Genomic DNA, 14,553 nt, shown 5'->3' with positions numbered 1-14,553 from the left:
TCAGGGTGCAATCGGCCACCGAGCCGACGTTTCGCTGGTCCAGGCTCTCGAGTGAATCGACAATGGGCATGATCCGCGCACACATGGCCACCTTTCCGTCCCGGCACGAGCTGTGCCCGACGGCTGTCAACTCGATCCTGCCGCAGGTTGACCGGCTGTTTCTGGTGCTCAACCAGTATGAGGCGATGCCGGATTGGGCGCGCGATGAAAAGATTACGGCGGTCATTCCCGACCGCGACCTCAAGGACGTGGGAAAGTTTTATTTTACCCCGGACCCCGACGATCTGGTGTTTTTTGTCGATGACGACATCCTGTATCCCGCCGATTACGTCGCGCTTACACAGGCGCGGTTCGCCAAGCTTGCACGCAGCACCAGTTGCGTGGGGTATTTCGGCAATGCGCTATCGCCCCACGAACAGCCGGGCCGGGTCAAATGGAAGACCTTCCAGTTTGAACAGCCGCTAGGGCGCACGGTCGGCGCGTCGTTGCTGGGCACTGGCACGGTCTGTGCCTGGGGCCGCAATGTGCCGCCACTTGACTTCATGACCGACTACATCGGCATTTGCGACATGGGCTTTGCGCTGTGGCAGATGCAGACCGGCTGCCTGACCTGGGTCTTGCCGCGCGACGGCGGCTGGATGCGCAATGTCCTGCCTGCCGAGCTTGAGGCCGATTCGCTTTACGAGACGGTTCACAAGCGCGGCAGCAGTCAGCAGTCACGAATCCTGCGCCAATTGGCCGAAGGCTGGCCCCATGCCGGCGAGACCTTTCGCAACTTCATGGCCAGCCCCGCCGCCGACGCCTATCGGGTGACGACATGAGCGCGCGACCCTCTGACATCGCAGCCAGGTGGCACGCCATGACGCGCGCCATCGCCCATCGGCCCGCGTTGGCCATCATTCCGCATTCGGCCGCCCGTGCCGCAGCAAAAGGAGCGTGACCCATGGTCCAGTTCACCCTGCCCAAGAACAGTCAGATCCGCACCGGCAAGACCTGGCCCAAGCCTGCGGGCGCCACCAATGTGCGCAAGTTCATGATCTATCGCTTTGATCCCGACAGCGGCGAGAACCCTCGGGTCGACACCTATTTTCTGGACATGGACCAGTGCGGGCCGATGGTTCTGGACGCGCTGATCAAGATCAAGAACGAGATCGACCCGACGCTGACCTTTCGCCGGTCCTGCCGCGAGGGGATCTGCGGCTCTTGCGCGATGAATATCGACGGCGGCAACCATCTGGCCTGCATCTATGGCCTGGATGAGATCAAGGGCGACGTGAAGATCTATCCGCTGCCGCATATGGGCGTCGTCAAGGATCTGGTGCCGGATCTGACGCATTTCTATGCCCAGCACGCCAGCATCATGCCCTGGCTGGAAACCAAGACCAACCGCCCGGCAAAGGAATGGCGCCAGTCGATCGAGGATCGCAAGAAGCTGGACGGGCTTTATGAATGCGTGATGTGCGCATCGTGCAGCACCGCCTGCCCAAGCTATTGGTGGAATGCCGACAAATACCTTGGCCCGGCGGCCTTGCTGCATGCCTATCGCTGGATCGTCGACAGTCGTGATGAGGCCACGCCCGAGCGGCTGGACCAGCTTGAGGATCCCTTCAAGCTGTATCGCTGCCACACGATCATGAACTGCACCCAGACCTGCCCCAAAGGTCTGAACCCGGCCAAGGCGATTGCGCAGATCAAGAAGCTGATGGTCGAACGCGCGGTTTGACCCTGGTTCGAGGCTTGGCAAAAGCGCGCCCCTGCGGCGCGCTTTTTGCTGCGACGCAGCGTCGCGTGGGGCGGGGCTTGGCGGCGACGGGCGGCGGGACTATATCGGGCCCGGGGAGAGCAGCTTGAACGAAAGTGCCGCCCGATGACCGCCCATGATCTTGACCTTCTGAACCCGCTGACCTCGCGCCGCGCGGCCGAGGCCGTGCATCGCGCCGATGTCGATGAGGCCTTGGGCGATGCGCCCGCCGCCTCGGACGCCGTGTTCACCGCCCGCGCCGCCGAGGCCCGCCGCGTGATCGAACAGGCCTGGGCCTATTACAGCCGCGATTGATCGCTTGTCCGGCGGGGCCGGGTCGGGCAGGCTGGGGCGATCACGCCACGAGGTCCGCCCCAATGCCCGACACCCCAGACCCTGACCACATCGCCGCCGCCCGCGCCGTGACGCCGGTGGTCTGCTATCCGGTCGCAAGTTTGCCGCAGCCCGATCTGCCCAGCCTGCACGCCGCGCGCGAAGGCTGGACCCTGGCCGAGCGGGTGATCGCTCCGCCGCGTCAGGCCGCGACATTCCGCGTGCCCGCCGGCTGGTTCTTCCGTATAACCTGCATCGATGGGCCGCAGGTCGGCGATCTGAACCTGTGGAATGCGCATGACCTGTCGGAACGGTTCTATTCCGGCAAGACCCGCGCGCTGCATGGCACCCATGTGACGACCGGCCACCGGCTGTGGTCATCCTTCCCGCATCTGCGCCCGATGGCGACGATCACCGATGACAGCCTGGCCTGGTATGGTCAGGACGATTTCGGCGGCCGCGTCCATGACGTGATCGGCACGCGCTGCGATCCCTATACCCATCATCTGCTGTCGGGTCAGGATTACCACCATTGCTGCCATTCCAACCTGACCCGCGCTTTGGCGCAGGCAACCGGACTGACGACGGACGCCGCCGAGGCGCATGTGCATGACGTGCTGAATGTCTTCATGTGCACCGGTTTCACCCGCGATACCGGCCAGTATTTCATGAAGGCCAGCCCGGTGCGCCCGGGCGATCATCTGGAGTTCTTTGCCGAGATCGACCTTTTGGGCGCGCTGTCGGCCTGTCCTGGTGGCGATTGTTCGGCCGAGCATTCCTCGGATGTTGCCGCCTGTCATCCGTTGGGGGTAGAGATCTACCGCCCCGCAGCCCCGCCGGTGGGATGGGTCGAACCCGCGCGCAATGGCTATGATCGCCGCCATGGCATGTGACGGGCCGGGGCTTTGCCCTGGACCCCAGGATGTTTCGGCCAAGAAGAAAGCCTAGCCCTCGTCGCCCAGTTCCTGTTCAAGGAAGCGTTCGAAATCATCCAGGTCGATCGGGTCAAGCTGGCCGAAGCCCGCGATCCAGATCGTTGCCGCGCGCATCGCATCGGGGTTCAGCTTGCACCATTTGACGCGGCCGCGCTTGTCCTGGGTGATCAGCCCGGCCTCGGTCAGCACGCCCAGATGTTTCGAGATCGCGGCCAGCGACATGGCGAAGGGGTGGGCGACATCGGTCACCGCCATGTCGTCCTCAAGCAGCATCGACAGGATCGCCCGGCGGGTCGGGTCGGCGAGGGCTGCAAAGATCAGGTCAAGCGGCTGGGTCATGGTGCGATCAGCGCCGGGCAGGGCGCGATTGTCAACCGGGGGGTTGAATATGCGGTCGGGCGCCCGGCGCGACTGGCCGCGGGGCGGCGGGTGACGCATGAATGTGAAAATCGTTATACGTCAATGACTTGATACTTAACCATCCGGTTGTGCATCCACCGTTTTGGGCGGTTGACTCACGCGCGGGTGATCCTTAGGAACAAGCCGGAACAGATGGGGTTGCGGGCATGTCCGAAAGCGATGCGGACCGGCTGCGTCGGTTGGAACAGCGCCTGGCCGAAATCCGGCAGCGCGATGCGCCCGCCGCCCCGAAGGAAGATCACTTCGCTCAGGCCAATACCGCCTGGCGCATGGTGATCGAGCTGGTGTCGGGCCTGGGGATCGGGTTCGCTGTGGGCTATGGGTTGGACTGGCTGTTTGGCACGACCCCCTGGCTTTTGGTGATCTTCATCCTTGCGGGTTTTGCCGCCGGCGTTAAGACGATGCTGGGCACCGCGCAAGAGATGGCGCGGCGGCAAGCCGGCGAAGGGCAACAGGCCGCCGAGACGGCCAAGGACGAGGGCGAATAACGTGGCGACGGAACAAGCTAGCGGCGGTCTTGCGTTTCATCCGATGGATCAGTTCCATGTGCGTCCGCTGTTCGGTGACGGGCCGGTCCACTGGTATACGCCCACCAATGCGACGCTGTGGATGATGCTGGCGATCGTCGCCGTGGTCACCATCCTGGTCATCGGCACCCGTGGCCGCGCCATCATCCCGTCGCGCGTCCAGTCGGTCGCCGAACTGGCCTATGGCTTCATTCACAAGATGGTCGAGGACATCGCCGGCAAGGACGGGCTGAAGTATTTCCCTTATATCTTCACGCTGTTCCTGTTCATCGTGCTGTCGAACGTGCTGGGCCTGCTGCCCAAGGCCTTCACCCCCACCTCGCATATCGCGGTGACGGCGGTGCTGGCGATGCTGGTCTTTGTCACCGTCACCGTGATCGGCTTCGTCAAGAACGGCGCGCATTTCCTGGAACTGTTCTGGGTGAAATCGGCGCCGCTGGCGCTGCGCCCGGTGCTGGCCGTGATCGAGCTGATCAGCTATTTCGTGCGCCCGGTCAGCCATTCCATTCGTCTTGCCGGCAACATGATGGCCGGTCACGCGGTGATCAAGGTGTTCGCGGCCTTCGCGCCCCTGGTGCTGATGTCGGGCATCGGCTTTGTCGTCACGCCGCTGTCGATCCTGGCGATCACCGCCATGTATGGCCTGGAAATCCTCGTGGCCTTCATCCAGGCCTATGTCTTTACCATCCTGACCTGCGTCTATCTGAAGGACGCGCTGCATCCGGCCCACTAAGGGCCGGTGTCGGGAACCTGAACCACATACTTTCCATAACAAGGAGAAACACCATGGAAGGCAGCATCTCGCAACTCGGTCAATACCTCGGTGCCGGCCTGGCCTGCATCGGCATGGCGGGCGCCGCCATGGGGGTGGGCAATGTCGCTGGCAACTACCTGTCGGGCGCGCTGCGCAACCCGTCGGCCGCCGCCGGCCAGACCGCGACGCTGTTCATCGGCATGGCTTTCGCCGAAGCCCTGGGCATCTTCTCGTTCCTGGTCGCGCTGCTGCTGCTGTTCGCAGTCTGATCCGATCCTCGCTCCTTGTGGCCGGGCTGGGCTGTGATGGCCCGCCCGGTGCATCTGAAAGGCCCTGGGGGATAAGATGATTGGATTTCTGCAACAGGCCGTGACCGGAATGGCGGGCCACGCGCAGGACGCCATGACCGGCATGACAGGCCAGGCGCCCGATGCGGGCATGGCCGGAATGCACGGCATGGACGGTGCGCATGGCGTTGCCGGGGCCGAACACGGCATGGCGGGGATGGCCGGCATGGCCGGTCACGCCGAGGCCGCCGCGCATGGCGCCGAACATGGTGGCGCCGCGGTTGGTATGCCGCAACTGGACCCCAGCACCTTTGGCAACCAGATCTTCTGGCTGCTGGTGTCGCTGGCCGCGATCTACTGGATCCTGTCGCGCATCGCCATCCCGCGCATCGCGGCGATCCTGGCGGACCGGCAAGGCACCATCACCGGCGATCTGATGGCCGCCGAAGAGTTCAAGCTGAAGGCCAAAGAGGCCGAGGCCGCCTATGACAAGGCCCTGGCCGATGCCCGTGCCGAAGCCGGCAAGATCGTCGCCGCCAACCGCGCCGAGATCCAGAAGGATCTGGATGCGGCCATCGCGCGCGCCGATGCCGAAATCGCCGCACGTGCGGCGGAATCCGAGGCCCGCATCAGCGAGGTCCGCGCCGGCGCCGTCGAGGCCGCGGGCGAGGTTGCCCGCGATGTCACCGCCGAACTGGTGGCGGCTTTGGGTGGCAAGGCTGACGCCAAATCGGTGGCCGATGCGGTTGCCGCGCGACTGAAAGGGTGATGCGATGAAAAAGCTTTCCATCCTGCTGTCGCTGATCGCCAGCCCGGCTATGGCGGCCAGTGGCCCGTTCTTCAGCCTGCGCAACACCGATTTCGTGGTGCTGATCGCCTTCCTGCTGTTTGTCGGGATCCTGCTGTATTACAAGGTTCCGGCGATGCTGGGCGGGCTTCTGGACAAGCGCGCCCAGGGCATTCGCGGCGATCTTGAGGAAGCCCGCCGCCTGCGCGAGGAAGCCCAGGAAATCTATGCCGGTTACGAACGCAAGGCGCGTGAGGTTCACGAACAGGCCGATGCGATCGTTGCCGCCGCCAAGCGCGATGCGACCGCCGCCGCCGAACAGGCCAAGGCCGATCTGAAGGACTCGATCGCCCGCCGCCTGAAGGCCGCGGAGGATCAGATCGCCTCTGCCGAAGCCGGTGCGGTGCGCGAAGTGCGCGACCGGGCGGTGCAGGTGGCCGTGGCCTCGGCCCGGCAGATCCTGGCGGCGCAGATGGGCAAGGCCGACCGTTCGGCCGGCATCGACGCCGCGATCCGCGAAGTCGATCAGCGTCTGAACTGATCGCCTGAACCAACGAAAAAGGCCGGGTCGCAGCGATGCGGCCCGGCCTTTTCATGTTGCGGGGGCGGGGCTGTCGGCCCCGCCGATGCGCCTTAGCGGGTCGGCGTCACGATGATTTCCACGCGACGGTTCTGGGCGCGGCCCTGGGCGTTCAGGTTCGAGGCCACCGGCTGATCCTCACCCCGGCCCACCGCGCTGATCCGGTTCGGGTTCACGCCATTGCCGGTCAGCACATTCGCGACGGCGCGGGCGCGCTGTTCGGACAGCTGCTGGTTATAGGCGGCGGCCCCGGTGTTGTCGGTATGGCCGACGACCGAGATGGTCGAGTTCGGATAGCGGTTCAGCGTCGCCGCGACATTGGCCAGGCTGACTTGCAGGTCGGGACGGACATTCGCGCTGTCGACGGCAAAGGTCACGTCCTGCGGCATGGTCATCACGACCGACTTGCCGTTGTTGACCACGGTCACGTTGGGGTTGTTCACGGCGGTCTGCAGCGCCGCCGCCTGCTGATCCAGCTGCGAGCCGACAACGCCGCCGACCGCGCCACCGATCAGCGCACCGGCCAGGGCCTTGTCCAACTTGTTGTCCTTCTGCATCGCGCCGGCGGCGGCACCGATGACCGCGCCGGTGACGGCGCCTTGCTGGGCGCGGGTATATTCGCCCTGCGTGCCCATCGGCTGACAGGCGGCAAGGGCCAGGACGGCCGTGCTGGCCAGGCCAAAGTTGCGGATCATGCTCATGTTCATCGTCCTTTACGCATTGCGCGGTTCGCGCCCTAACGCCGCCAGCCTAGCGCAAGTTCCCGCCCCGCGCACGGAAATGACACGGCCCATGCGCCGCCTTTGCGTCAAATCTGGTTGAAAATCGGGGTGAGCCGTGCCGCGAACGCCCTTGCGCGGGGGCGGGGCTGCGGGCATATCGGCGCCATGCTGAAGCCCTTGCCCTATGCCGCGCAGCAGGCGATCTTTGCCCGCCTGGCCGCAGACAACCCCGAACCGCAGGGGGAGCTGGACCACACCAATGCCTTCACCCTGCTGGTGGCGGTGGCCTTGTCGGCACAGGCCACCGACAAGGGCGTGAACCGCGCCACCCGCGATCTGTTCGCCATCGCCGACACGCCCGAAAAGATGCTGGCCCTGGGGGTCGAGGGCGTGACCGAGCATATCAGGACGATCGGCCTTTACCGGCAGAAGGCAAAGAACGTGATCCGGCTGTCGCAGATCCTGGTCGATGATTTCGGCGGCCAGGTGCCATCCTCGCGCGCGGCGCTGATGACGCTGCCGGGGGTGGGCCGCAAGACCGCCAATGTCGTGCTGTCGATCTGGTTTCACCACCCGGCGCAGGCCGTCGACACCCATATCTTTCGCGTCGCCAACCGCACCGGCATTGCGCCGGGCCGCGATGTCGATGCCGTCGAACGCGCGATCGAGGATCACGTCCCCGTCCCGTTCCAGACCCATGCCCATCACTGGCTGATCCTGCACGGTCGCTATATCTGCACCGCGCGCAAACCCCGTTGCGGCATCTGTCCGATCCGCGACCTTTGCCTGTTCCCGGAGAAAACCGAATGAAACGCTATCAGGTTGTTGGCATCGGCAATGCCATAGTCGATGTGCTGTCGAATTGCGACGATGACTTTCTGGCCCGGATGGGCATCGAAAAGGGGATCATGCAACTGATCGACCGCGACCGGGGTGAGGCGCTTTATGCCGCCATGGCCGACCGGACCGAGGCGCCGGGCGGATCGGTCGCCAATACGCTGGCGGGGCTGGGCAATCTGGGCCTGACCACCGGCTTCATCGGGCGGGTCAATGATGATCCGCTGGGCCGTTTCTACAAGGCCGCGATGGAGGCCGAGGGCACCGATTTCGTCAATCCGCCGGTCGCCGGGGGGGATCTGCCGACCTCGCGCAGCATGATCTTTGTCACGCCGGATGGGGAACGCTCGATGAATACCTATCTCGGGATCTCGGGCGATGTCTCGACCGAGGATGTGCCGCTGTCGGTTGCCGAGGCCACCGATTACCTGTTCCTTGAAGGCTATCTGTTCGACAAGGACAAGGGCAAGGCCGCCTTCCTGAAGGCCGCCGAGGCTTGCCACCGGGGCGGCGGCAAGGCCGGGATCGCGCTGTCCGACCCGTTCTGCGTGAACCGCCACCGCGACGATTTCCGTCGCCTGCTGCGCGACCAGATGGATTACGTCATCGGCAATTCCCATGAATGGGAGGCGCTTTATCAGACCGATCTGGATGCCGCCCTGGCACAGGCCGCGACCGAATGCCCGCTGATCGTCTGCACCCGGTCGTCGCAGGATGTCGTCATCATCCGCGACGGCGTGACGGTGACGGTGCCGGTCCATGCCGTGCCGGTGGTCGATGCGACCGGGGCGGGCGACCAGTTCGCCGCGGGCTTCATCCATGGCCTTGCCACCGGCCGCCCGATGGAAGTGGCGGGCAAGATGGGCGTGATCTGCGCGACCGAGGTGATCGGCCATCTGGGCGCCCGCCCGGAAACCGACCTGCTGGCGGCCTTCCGCGACCACGGGCTGATGTGACCAGACAAGCAAAAGGCCGGGGCTTGCCCCGGCCTTTGTGTCTTGCGGTTACGCCGACAGCTTGGCGTGAACCTCGTCCAGGTCGACTTCGGATTTCGGCAGCTTGTTGTCGGGATCGTCGAAGTCGTATTTGAACAGTTGGAAATCCTTGCGGTAGATTTCCCAGATCAGATGCCGCGACAGGTCGTCGAAATAATCGCTGACCTTGTGCAGCCGCTTCGGCCCGTGGCCTTCGGATTCGTTGAACTTCGGCACCGCATTCACATCGACGGCGACCGGCGTGGTCACGTCATCCAGCACCGCCTGCATCCCCTCGTTGAACTTTTCGGTAAAGAAGATGCGGTTGTAGCGCCCGCCATTGGCGATGAAGGTGCCGATATGGCCCGACATGGCCGACCAGTGGATATCCGGCTCCATCGGGCGGCGCCAGCGGATCGTGTCGCGCGCGAACAGCAGGAAGCGGCGGAAACTGGCGATCTGGTCAAAGTCGAAGTTATCCTCGGGCGAGCCAACCTTGATGCCGTATTTCTGCGCCAGTTGCGGCACCAGATTGCCGCGATAGCGTTTGCCGTTGCGCTGGATGCCCGCAATCTTGTCAAAGAACGACGACAGGATCCGCGCATAGGGGTTGCGCACGCAGGTAAAGGCATAGACCTGTCGCCCGCGCACCGCGTTTTCGATGGGCGCGTGGCTGGCCTCGATCGCCCATTTGTGGATGCCCGCCGTCGCATCATGGATGTCGCCGTCGAAATAGCGGCCATGATCGGAATAGAACATGATCTGCCCGATGGTCGAGCAGGCGCATTTGGGCACCACGCGATAGACCATGCTTTGACTTTCGGTCATCCATGTTCCGGGGAAACCCATTCTGCCCTCATGCGCTTTGGTGGACCACGCCCTTGTCGGGACGTGGAAAATTGCTAGACAGAGACCAAATCCCGGCGCGCTTTGCAATCGGCTTATGCGGGTCATGTCGGACTTTTGCCGCCCGGTCGCGGCGCGATACAACCCTGGGGCGTCATGGCGCGCATTGCCTTTATCCTGTTGACACACAAAGACCCCGAGGGCGTGATCGCGCAGGCCGAGCGGCTGACCGCGACCGGCGACTATGTGTCGATCCATTTCGATGGCCGCGCCAAGCCCGCCGATTACCAGAAGCTGCGCGATGCGCTGCACGGCAATCCCGGCGTGGTCTTTGCCCCGCGCCGGCACAAATGCGGCTGGGGCGAATGGAGTCTGGTCGCAGCCACCTTGGAGGCTTTGCGCGCCGCCGAGGCCGCCTTTCCCCGCGCCACGCATTTCTACATGCTGTCGGGCGACTGCATGCCGATCAAGTCGGCCGCCTATGCCCATGCCTTTCTGGATTGCCACGATGTCGACTACATCGAAAGTTTCGACTTTTTCGGGTCGGACTGGATCAAGACCGGCATCAAGGAGGAACGGCTGATCTATCGCCACTGGTTCAACGAACGCAACAGCAAGGGGCTGTTCTATGCCAGCATGAACCTGCAAAGGCGGCTGGGTCTGGCGCGCAAGGTGCCGGCCGATCTGGACATCATGATTGGCAGCCAGTGGTGGTGCCTGCGCCGCCCGACCGTCGAAAAGGTGCTGGGCTTTTGCGCGGCGCGGCCCGATGTGCTGCGGTTCTTCTCGACCACCTGGATTCCCGACGAGACGTTTTTTCAGACCATCGTCCGCCACCTGATCCCGGCGAAAGAGCTGCGCACCCGCACGCTGACCTTCCTGCTGTTCACCGACTACGGAATGCCCGCCAACTTTTACAACGACCATTATCAGATGCTGCTGGCGCAGGATTACCTGTTTGCCCGCAAGATCAGCCCCGACGCGCGGCAGATGAAGGCGCAGATGGCCGATCTGTGGCTGGAGGATCGCGCCGATTTCACCATCTCGGGCGAGGGGCCGGGTCTGTTCCGCTTTCTGACGCAGCGCGGCCGCATCGGTCGCCGCTTCGCCCCCCGCTTCTGGGAGGACGCGGCCAGCGTCGGGCGCGACCGCACGCTGAATGTGGTGGTCTGCAAGAAATGGCATGTCGCCAAGCGCCTGGCGCGCAAGACGCATGAGGTGACGGGCATTCCGATGCTGGAGTACCTGTTCAACGAAGCGAACGCGGGCCTGCCCGATCTGGGCGGGGTGGAACGCTCTGTCGGCAAGCGCACGCGCCACCGCCGCGCGCTGATGCGGCTCTTGTTTGATCATTACGGCACCGGTCGGCTGGGGCTATGCGTCGATCCCTCCGACATGGACCTGTTGCGCGACTTTGCCGGGGACCGGGCCGAGACGCGCATCCTGCTGATCGACGTCGATTTCTCTGACGATTACCTGCGCGGGCATCTGAAGCGCGTGGGGCTGGCCGCCGACACCACGCCGCCCGATGTGATCGACCGTCTGCTACCTACGCTGCGCAACGATCTGCGGTTTGAAACCGAACGGCTGTCGGATGCCGGTTTCGCGCAATTCGCCCGCATCCGCCCCGGTCTCGCCCCCGAGGTCAACGCCCATGCCATTGCCGATTTCCTGGAAATCGGTCATGCCGAGGCAGAGGCCATCGCCCGCACCCCCCATCTGTTCGACGATTAGGAAAGGCCCGCCATGACCGATCAACCGTCTGACCGCTACGACGACACCAACATCTTTGCCCGCATCCTGCGCGGCGAGATTCCGAACAAGACCGTGCTGGACAGCGATCACACGCTGGTCTTTCACGACATCAATCCCGCCGCGCCGCATCATCTGCTGGTGATCCCCAAGGGGCGCTATGTCGATTACGCCGATTTCGCGGCCCATGCCTCGGGTGCGGAAATCGTCGATTTCCACCGCGCGGTGGCGGCGGTGACCGAACGGCTGGGCATCCAGCCGGGGCAGGGCGGCGCTGGCTTCCGCGCCATCACCAATGCGGGGTCCGATGGTGTGCAAGAGGTGCCGCATTTCCACCTGCATATCCTGGCCGGCCGCCCCCTGGGCCGGATGCTGGGGCGGCCGTCCGAATAAGGGCGGGCGTTACGCGGTCTCGGGGTCCAGCGTGACCGACCACAATTCCTGATCGGCGCGGTCCATCAGCCGCACCTTCATCTGGCCCGTCGCGCCGATCACATCGACCAGCCCGAAGAACTGCATCCCCGCCGAAGGCGGCAGGTTCGCCTGCCCCTCGGGCGGGGCCTTGATGAAGCGGACCTCGGGGCCGAAGGTCTGGTCCAGATCGTTCGGCCCGAAGGTGCCGGCGTGAAGCGGGCCCGAGACGAACTCCCAGAAGGGCGCGAAATCCTGAAAGGCGGCGCGGTCGGGGCTATAGTGATGGGCGGCGGTGTAATGCACATCGGCGGTCAGCCAGACGGTGTTCCTGATCCCCTGATCGCGGATGAATCGCAACAGGTCAGCGATTTCCAGCTCGCGCCCCAGGGGGATGCCATGATCGCCATTGGCGATCGCCTCGACGCCGCTGCGGTCCTTGAAATTGTCCCAGATGATCAGGCCGATCGGCATGTCGCAGGCGATCACCTTCCATGTCGCGGCCGAGGCCGCCAGTTCCCGTTTCAGCCAGGCCATCTGCTCGGCCCCCAGCAGGCGCGCGCTGTCGACCAGTTCGGTTTCCATCCCCGGCCCGTTGGCGGCGCGATAGCTGCGCAGATCCAGGAAGAAGATGTCCAGCAGCGGGCTATAGGCGATCTTGCGATAGATGCGGCCCGGCTCGGCGGGGGTGTGGCGGATCGGGGTCATCTCGTGAAAGGCGCGCCCGGCGCGGGCGACCAGCAGCGGCACGGATTTTTCGGTGTAACGGTCATCGGCGGACAGATCCTTGCCGGGCGACCAGTTGTTCACGACCTCATGATCGTCCCACTGAAAGAACGTCGGGCAGACCGCGTTCAGCGCGCGCAGATGATCGTCCAGCAGGTTGTATTTGAAATTGCCGCGATATTCGTCCAGCGTCTCGGCGACCTTGCGCTTGGCATCGGTCAGCACGGTATTCTTCCACAGGCTGCCATCCGGCAGTTCGACCTGTTCCGTCATCGGCCCGTCGGCATAGATCGTGTCGCCCGAATGGATGAAGAAATCGGGCTGGTGGCGGGCCATCGTCGCATAGGTCGCCATGCCCTGATCGTCGATCCCCCAGCCCTGACCGGCGGTGTCGCCCGACCAGACAAAGCGGATGTCGCGCCGGGTGGTGGGGGCGGTGCGGAAGCGGCCGGTGATCGGCTGGCCGGTCATGTTGACATCGGACAGATCGGCGGGCGTCAGACGGTAGAAGATGTCCTGATCGGCGGGCAGATCGGTCAGCAGCGTCTTGGCGGCGAAGTCGCTGTCGGGCAGGGCGGTCAGCGGCGGCAGGCGGCGGGCATTGGCAAAGCTCTCGGTCGTGGCGATCTCGATGCCGATGCGGGCGGGGCGGTCGGTGCGGGTCCAGATCATGCCGCTGGCCGCATCGACATCGCCCGATTGAACGCCATGGGTAAAGACCGGCGCGCTGCCGGCGCGCAGGATGGCGGGCATGGCCAGCAAGGCGGCGCTGCCAAGTGCCCCGCGCAGGGTGGCGCGGCGGGTGATCGAAACGGGGCGGATCAGGCGGGTCATCGGTGCGGTCCTGGCTGCTGGGGCCGCGCATCAGGCGGCAGACAGGCCAAGGCTGCCCGGCGGCCATGACAGCCGCTTGGCGAAGGTGTGAAGCCTGGGTAAAAATGTGGCCCGCTCAGTCGCGGGTGATGGCGACGAAGACGTCCTCAAGCCCCGGTTGTTCGGTGGCGACGTCGCGGATATGGATGCCGGCGGCGCGCAGCGCATCCAGGATCGCCTCGGCGCGCGTCGCGTTGCGGCGATAGCCGAAGGCCAGCCGTCCATCGGCGCGCCGCTCCATCGTAACGCCGGGCGGCAGCGTCAGATCCTGCGTCACCGGGCTTTCCGGTTCGACCAGCAGCGTCTTGCTATCCATTCGCCCCAAAAGCGCGGCGGTCGTGTCATGCGCGACAAGCTGGCCATGGTTGATGATGGCGATCTGGTCGCACATCTGTTCGGCCTCTTCCAGATAATGCGTGGTCAGGATGATGGTCATGCCCTGATCGTTCAGATGCCGGACATTTTCCCACAGCATCGCGCGCAGTTCGATGTCGACGCCCGCGGTCGGTTCATCCAGCACCAGGATCTGCGGGCGGTGGACAAGCGCCTTGGCCAACAACAGCCGCCGCTTCATGCCGCCCGACAGGCTGCGGGCATAGGCATTCGCCTGCGCCCCGAGGCCCACCAGCGACAGGATCTGATCGGTCCAGCGGTCGGCGGCGGGCACGCCGTAAAGCCCGGCCTGCATCTCCAGCGCGTCGCGGGGCGTGAAGAACGGGTCGATGTTCAGTTCCTGCGGCATGACGCCGATAGCGGCGCGCGACTGGCGCGGGTTCACGTCCTGATCGAAGCCCCAGATCGTGACCTGGCCCGAGGTCTTGCGCACCAGCCCCGCCAGAATGTTGATGATCGTCGATTTGCCCGCGCCATTCGGCCCCAGAAGACCGAAGATCGACCCGGTGGGGATCGTCAGGTCGATGCCGTGCAGCGCGACCTTTTCCGGCGCCCGGCCGCTGGCGGCATAGGTCTTGCGCAGTTGCGACAGGCGGATGGCTGTGTCGGTCATCGCGGTGATCCCCCATTGCCCACGGATTTCAGGGCGTTATGA

At 64.6% G+C, this 14,553-nt stretch carries 18 protein-coding genes; 13 read left to right on the top strand and 5 right to left on the bottom strand.

What is annotated here, in order from left to right:
• The first annotated feature begins 68 nt into the window (after positions 1–68).
• The 4 genes from ACEYYA_RS08595 to ACEYYA_RS08580 all read left to right on the top strand — a co-directional run bounded on the left by ACEYYA_RS08595 (position 69) and on the right by ACEYYA_RS08580 (position 2,967).
• Positions 69–821, top strand: coding sequence for a hypothetical protein (locus ACEYYA_RS08595; protein WP_374799638.1), 753 nt, complete (start codon positions 69–71; stop codon positions 819–821).
• A gap of 122 nt (positions 822–943) precedes the next feature.
• Positions 944–1,723 carry a succinate dehydrogenase iron-sulfur subunit gene (locus tag ACEYYA_RS08590; protein ID WP_374799636.1) on the top strand — a complete coding sequence of 260 codons (780 nt, stop codon included), beginning with the start codon at positions 944–946 and terminating at the stop codon, positions 1,721–1,723.
• A 144-nt stretch (positions 1,724–1,867) separates the two neighbouring features.
• Positions 1,868–2,056 (top strand): hypothetical protein, encoded by a 189-nt coding sequence (locus ACEYYA_RS08585; RefSeq protein WP_374799634.1) that lies wholly within the window; start codon positions 1,868–1,870, stop codon positions 2,054–2,056.
• Between the two features lie 62 nt (positions 2,057–2,118).
• The gene (locus tag ACEYYA_RS08580; protein WP_374799632.1) at positions 2,119–2,967 is read left to right on the top strand and encodes an urea carboxylase-associated family protein; all 849 of its coding nucleotides are present in this window, start codon (positions 2,119–2,121) and stop codon (positions 2,965–2,967) included.
• A 51-nt stretch (positions 2,968–3,018) separates the two neighbouring features.
• On the opposite strand, the gene ACEYYA_RS08575 is transcribed toward ACEYYA_RS08580, so the two are convergent.
• The gene (locus tag ACEYYA_RS08575; RefSeq protein ID WP_374799630.1) at positions 3,019–3,348 is read right to left on the bottom strand and encodes an ArsR/SmtB family transcription factor; all 330 of its coding nucleotides are present in this window, start codon (positions 3,346–3,348) and stop codon (positions 3,019–3,021) included.
• A gap of 227 nt (positions 3,349–3,575) precedes the next feature.
• Here ACEYYA_RS08575 and ACEYYA_RS08570 point away from each other — a divergent pair, with 227 nt between their 5' ends.
• From ACEYYA_RS08570 to ACEYYA_RS08550, 5 genes are all read left to right on the top strand, one after another.
• Entirely contained in the window at positions 3,576–3,917 is a 342-nt protein-coding gene (locus tag ACEYYA_RS08570) for an AtpZ/AtpI family protein (RefSeq protein WP_374799628.1), read from the top strand.
• Positions 3,918–3,960: 43 nt separating this feature from the next.
• Positions 3,961–4,689 carry a F0F1 ATP synthase subunit A gene (locus ACEYYA_RS08565; protein ID WP_374799626.1) on the top strand — a complete coding sequence of 243 codons (729 nt, stop codon included), beginning with the start codon at positions 3,961–3,963 and terminating at the stop codon, positions 4,687–4,689.
• Between the two features lie 53 nt (positions 4,690–4,742).
• The gene (locus ACEYYA_RS08560) at positions 4,743–4,979 is read left to right on the top strand and encodes a F0F1 ATP synthase subunit C (protein ID WP_374799624.1); all 237 of its coding nucleotides are present in this window, start codon (positions 4,743–4,745) and stop codon (positions 4,977–4,979) included.
• Positions 4,980–5,223: 244 nt separating this feature from the next.
• Complete coding sequence (locus ACEYYA_RS08555; RefSeq protein ID WP_374800010.1) at positions 5,224–5,766, top strand: F0F1 ATP synthase subunit B'; 543 nt, start codon at positions 5,224–5,226, stop codon at positions 5,764–5,766.
• 4 nt (positions 5,767–5,770) lie between these two features.
• Entirely contained in the window at positions 5,771–6,325 is a 555-nt protein-coding gene (locus ACEYYA_RS08550; protein WP_374799622.1) for a F0F1 ATP synthase subunit B, read from the top strand.
• Positions 6,326–6,417: 92 nt separating this feature from the next.
• Here ACEYYA_RS08550 and ACEYYA_RS08545 read toward each other — a convergent pair whose 3' ends face one another.
• Positions 6,418–7,065 (bottom strand): OmpA family protein, encoded by a 648-nt coding sequence (locus ACEYYA_RS08545; RefSeq protein ID WP_374799620.1) that lies wholly within the window; start codon positions 7,063–7,065, stop codon positions 6,418–6,420.
• A gap of 186 nt (positions 7,066–7,251) precedes the next feature.
• Between ACEYYA_RS08545 and nth the strand changes: the two genes are divergently transcribed.
• Both nth and ACEYYA_RS08535 read left to right on the top strand, forming a co-directional pair.
• Positions 7,252–7,896: an endonuclease III gene (gene nth / locus ACEYYA_RS08540; protein ID WP_374799618.1), complete on the top strand. Its 645-nt coding sequence runs from the start codon at positions 7,252–7,254 to the stop codon at positions 7,894–7,896.
• Entirely contained in the window at positions 7,893–8,879 is a 987-nt protein-coding gene (locus tag ACEYYA_RS08535) for an adenosine kinase (protein ID WP_374799616.1), read from the top strand. Before nth ends, ACEYYA_RS08535 begins: the two co-directional genes overlap by 4 nt.
• Before the next feature lie 48 nt (positions 8,880–8,927).
• On the opposite strand, the gene ACEYYA_RS08530 is transcribed toward ACEYYA_RS08535, so the two are convergent.
• Entirely contained in the window at positions 8,928–9,746 is an 819-nt protein-coding gene (locus ACEYYA_RS08530) for a sulfotransferase family protein (RefSeq protein WP_374799614.1), read from the bottom strand.
• Positions 9,747–9,899: 153 nt separating this feature from the next.
• Here ACEYYA_RS08530 and ACEYYA_RS08525 point away from each other — a divergent pair, with 153 nt between their 5' ends.
• Complete coding sequence (locus ACEYYA_RS08525; protein ID WP_374799612.1) at positions 9,900–11,477, top strand: DUF5928 domain-containing protein; 1,578 nt, start codon at positions 9,900–9,902, stop codon at positions 11,475–11,477.
• 12 nt (positions 11,478–11,489) lie between these two features.
• Positions 11,490–11,888, top strand: coding sequence for an HIT domain-containing protein (locus tag ACEYYA_RS08520; RefSeq protein WP_374799610.1), 399 nt, complete (start codon positions 11,490–11,492; stop codon positions 11,886–11,888).
• A 9-nt stretch (positions 11,889–11,897) separates the two neighbouring features.
• Here the strand turns inward: ACEYYA_RS08520 and ACEYYA_RS08515 are convergent, their stop codons facing one another.
• Positions 11,898–13,466: an alkaline phosphatase D family protein gene (locus tag ACEYYA_RS08515; RefSeq protein ID WP_374799608.1), complete on the bottom strand. Its 1,569-nt coding sequence runs from the start codon at positions 13,464–13,466 to the stop codon at positions 11,898–11,900.
• 115 nt (positions 13,467–13,581) lie between these two features.
• Positions 13,582–14,511, bottom strand: coding sequence for an ABC transporter ATP-binding protein (locus ACEYYA_RS08510; RefSeq protein WP_374799606.1), 930 nt, complete (start codon positions 14,509–14,511; stop codon positions 13,582–13,584).
• Positions 14,512–14,553: the final 42 nt, after the last annotated feature.

It is taken from the genome of Paracoccus zhouxuedongae, from assembly GCF_041927815.1.
GTDB lineage: Bacteria > Pseudomonadota > Alphaproteobacteria > Rhodobacterales > Rhodobacteraceae > Paracoccus.
This window is presented reverse-complemented; position numbering and strand designations above follow the sequence as displayed.

Excerpts from the sequence above, each read along its gene's own strand:
- ACEYYA_RS08560 (WP_374799624.1), top strand. The coding sequence starts at position 4,743 with ATGGAAGGCAGCATCTCGCAACTCGGTCAATACCTCGGTGCCGGCCTG.
- ACEYYA_RS08585 (WP_374799634.1), top strand. The coding sequence starts at position 1,868 with ATGACCGCCCATGATCTTGACCTTCTGAACCCGCTGACCTCGCGCCGC.
- ACEYYA_RS08590 (WP_374799636.1), top strand. The coding sequence starts at position 944 with ATGGTCCAGTTCACCCTGCCCAAGAACAGTCAGATCCGCACCGGCAAG.
- ACEYYA_RS08595 (WP_374799638.1), top strand. The coding sequence starts at position 69 with ATGATCCGCGCACACATGGCCACCTTTCCGTCCCGGCACGAGCTGTGC.
- ACEYYA_RS08575 (WP_374799630.1), bottom strand. The coding sequence starts at position 3,348 with ATGACCCAGCCGCTTGACCTGATCTTTGCAGCCCTCGCCGACCCGACC.
- ACEYYA_RS08580 (WP_374799632.1), top strand. The coding sequence starts at position 2,119 with ATGCCCGACACCCCAGACCCTGACCACATCGCCGCCGCCCGCGCCGTG.
- ACEYYA_RS08530 (WP_374799614.1), bottom strand. The coding sequence starts at position 9,746 with ATGGGTTTCCCCGGAACATGGATGACCGAAAGTCAAAGCATGGTCTAT.
- ACEYYA_RS08545 (WP_374799620.1), bottom strand. The coding sequence starts at position 7,065 with ATGAGCATGATCCGCAACTTTGGCCTGGCCAGCACGGCCGTCCTGGCC.
- ACEYYA_RS08555 (WP_374800010.1), top strand. The coding sequence starts at position 5,224 with ATGGCCGGTCACGCCGAGGCCGCCGCGCATGGCGCCGAACATGGTGGC.
- nth (WP_374799618.1), top strand. The coding sequence starts at position 7,252 with ATGCTGAAGCCCTTGCCCTATGCCGCGCAGCAGGCGATCTTTGCCCGC.
- ACEYYA_RS08570 (WP_374799628.1), top strand. The coding sequence starts at position 3,576 with ATGTCCGAAAGCGATGCGGACCGGCTGCGTCGGTTGGAACAGCGCCTG.
- ACEYYA_RS08515 (WP_374799608.1), bottom strand. The coding sequence starts at position 13,466 with ATGACCCGCCTGATCCGCCCCGTTTCGATCACCCGCCGCGCCACCCTG.
- ACEYYA_RS08535 (WP_374799616.1), top strand. The coding sequence starts at position 7,893 with ATGAAACGCTATCAGGTTGTTGGCATCGGCAATGCCATAGTCGATGTG.
- ACEYYA_RS08520 (WP_374799610.1), top strand. The coding sequence starts at position 11,490 with ATGACCGATCAACCGTCTGACCGCTACGACGACACCAACATCTTTGCC.
- ACEYYA_RS08510 (WP_374799606.1), bottom strand. The coding sequence starts at position 14,511 with ATGACCGACACAGCCATCCGCCTGTCGCAACTGCGCAAGACCTATGCC.
- ACEYYA_RS08565 (WP_374799626.1), top strand. The coding sequence starts at position 3,961 with ATGGATCAGTTCCATGTGCGTCCGCTGTTCGGTGACGGGCCGGTCCAC.
- ACEYYA_RS08550 (WP_374799622.1), top strand. The coding sequence starts at position 5,771 with ATGAAAAAGCTTTCCATCCTGCTGTCGCTGATCGCCAGCCCGGCTATG.
- ACEYYA_RS08525 (WP_374799612.1), top strand. The coding sequence starts at position 9,900 with ATGGCGCGCATTGCCTTTATCCTGTTGACACACAAAGACCCCGAGGGC.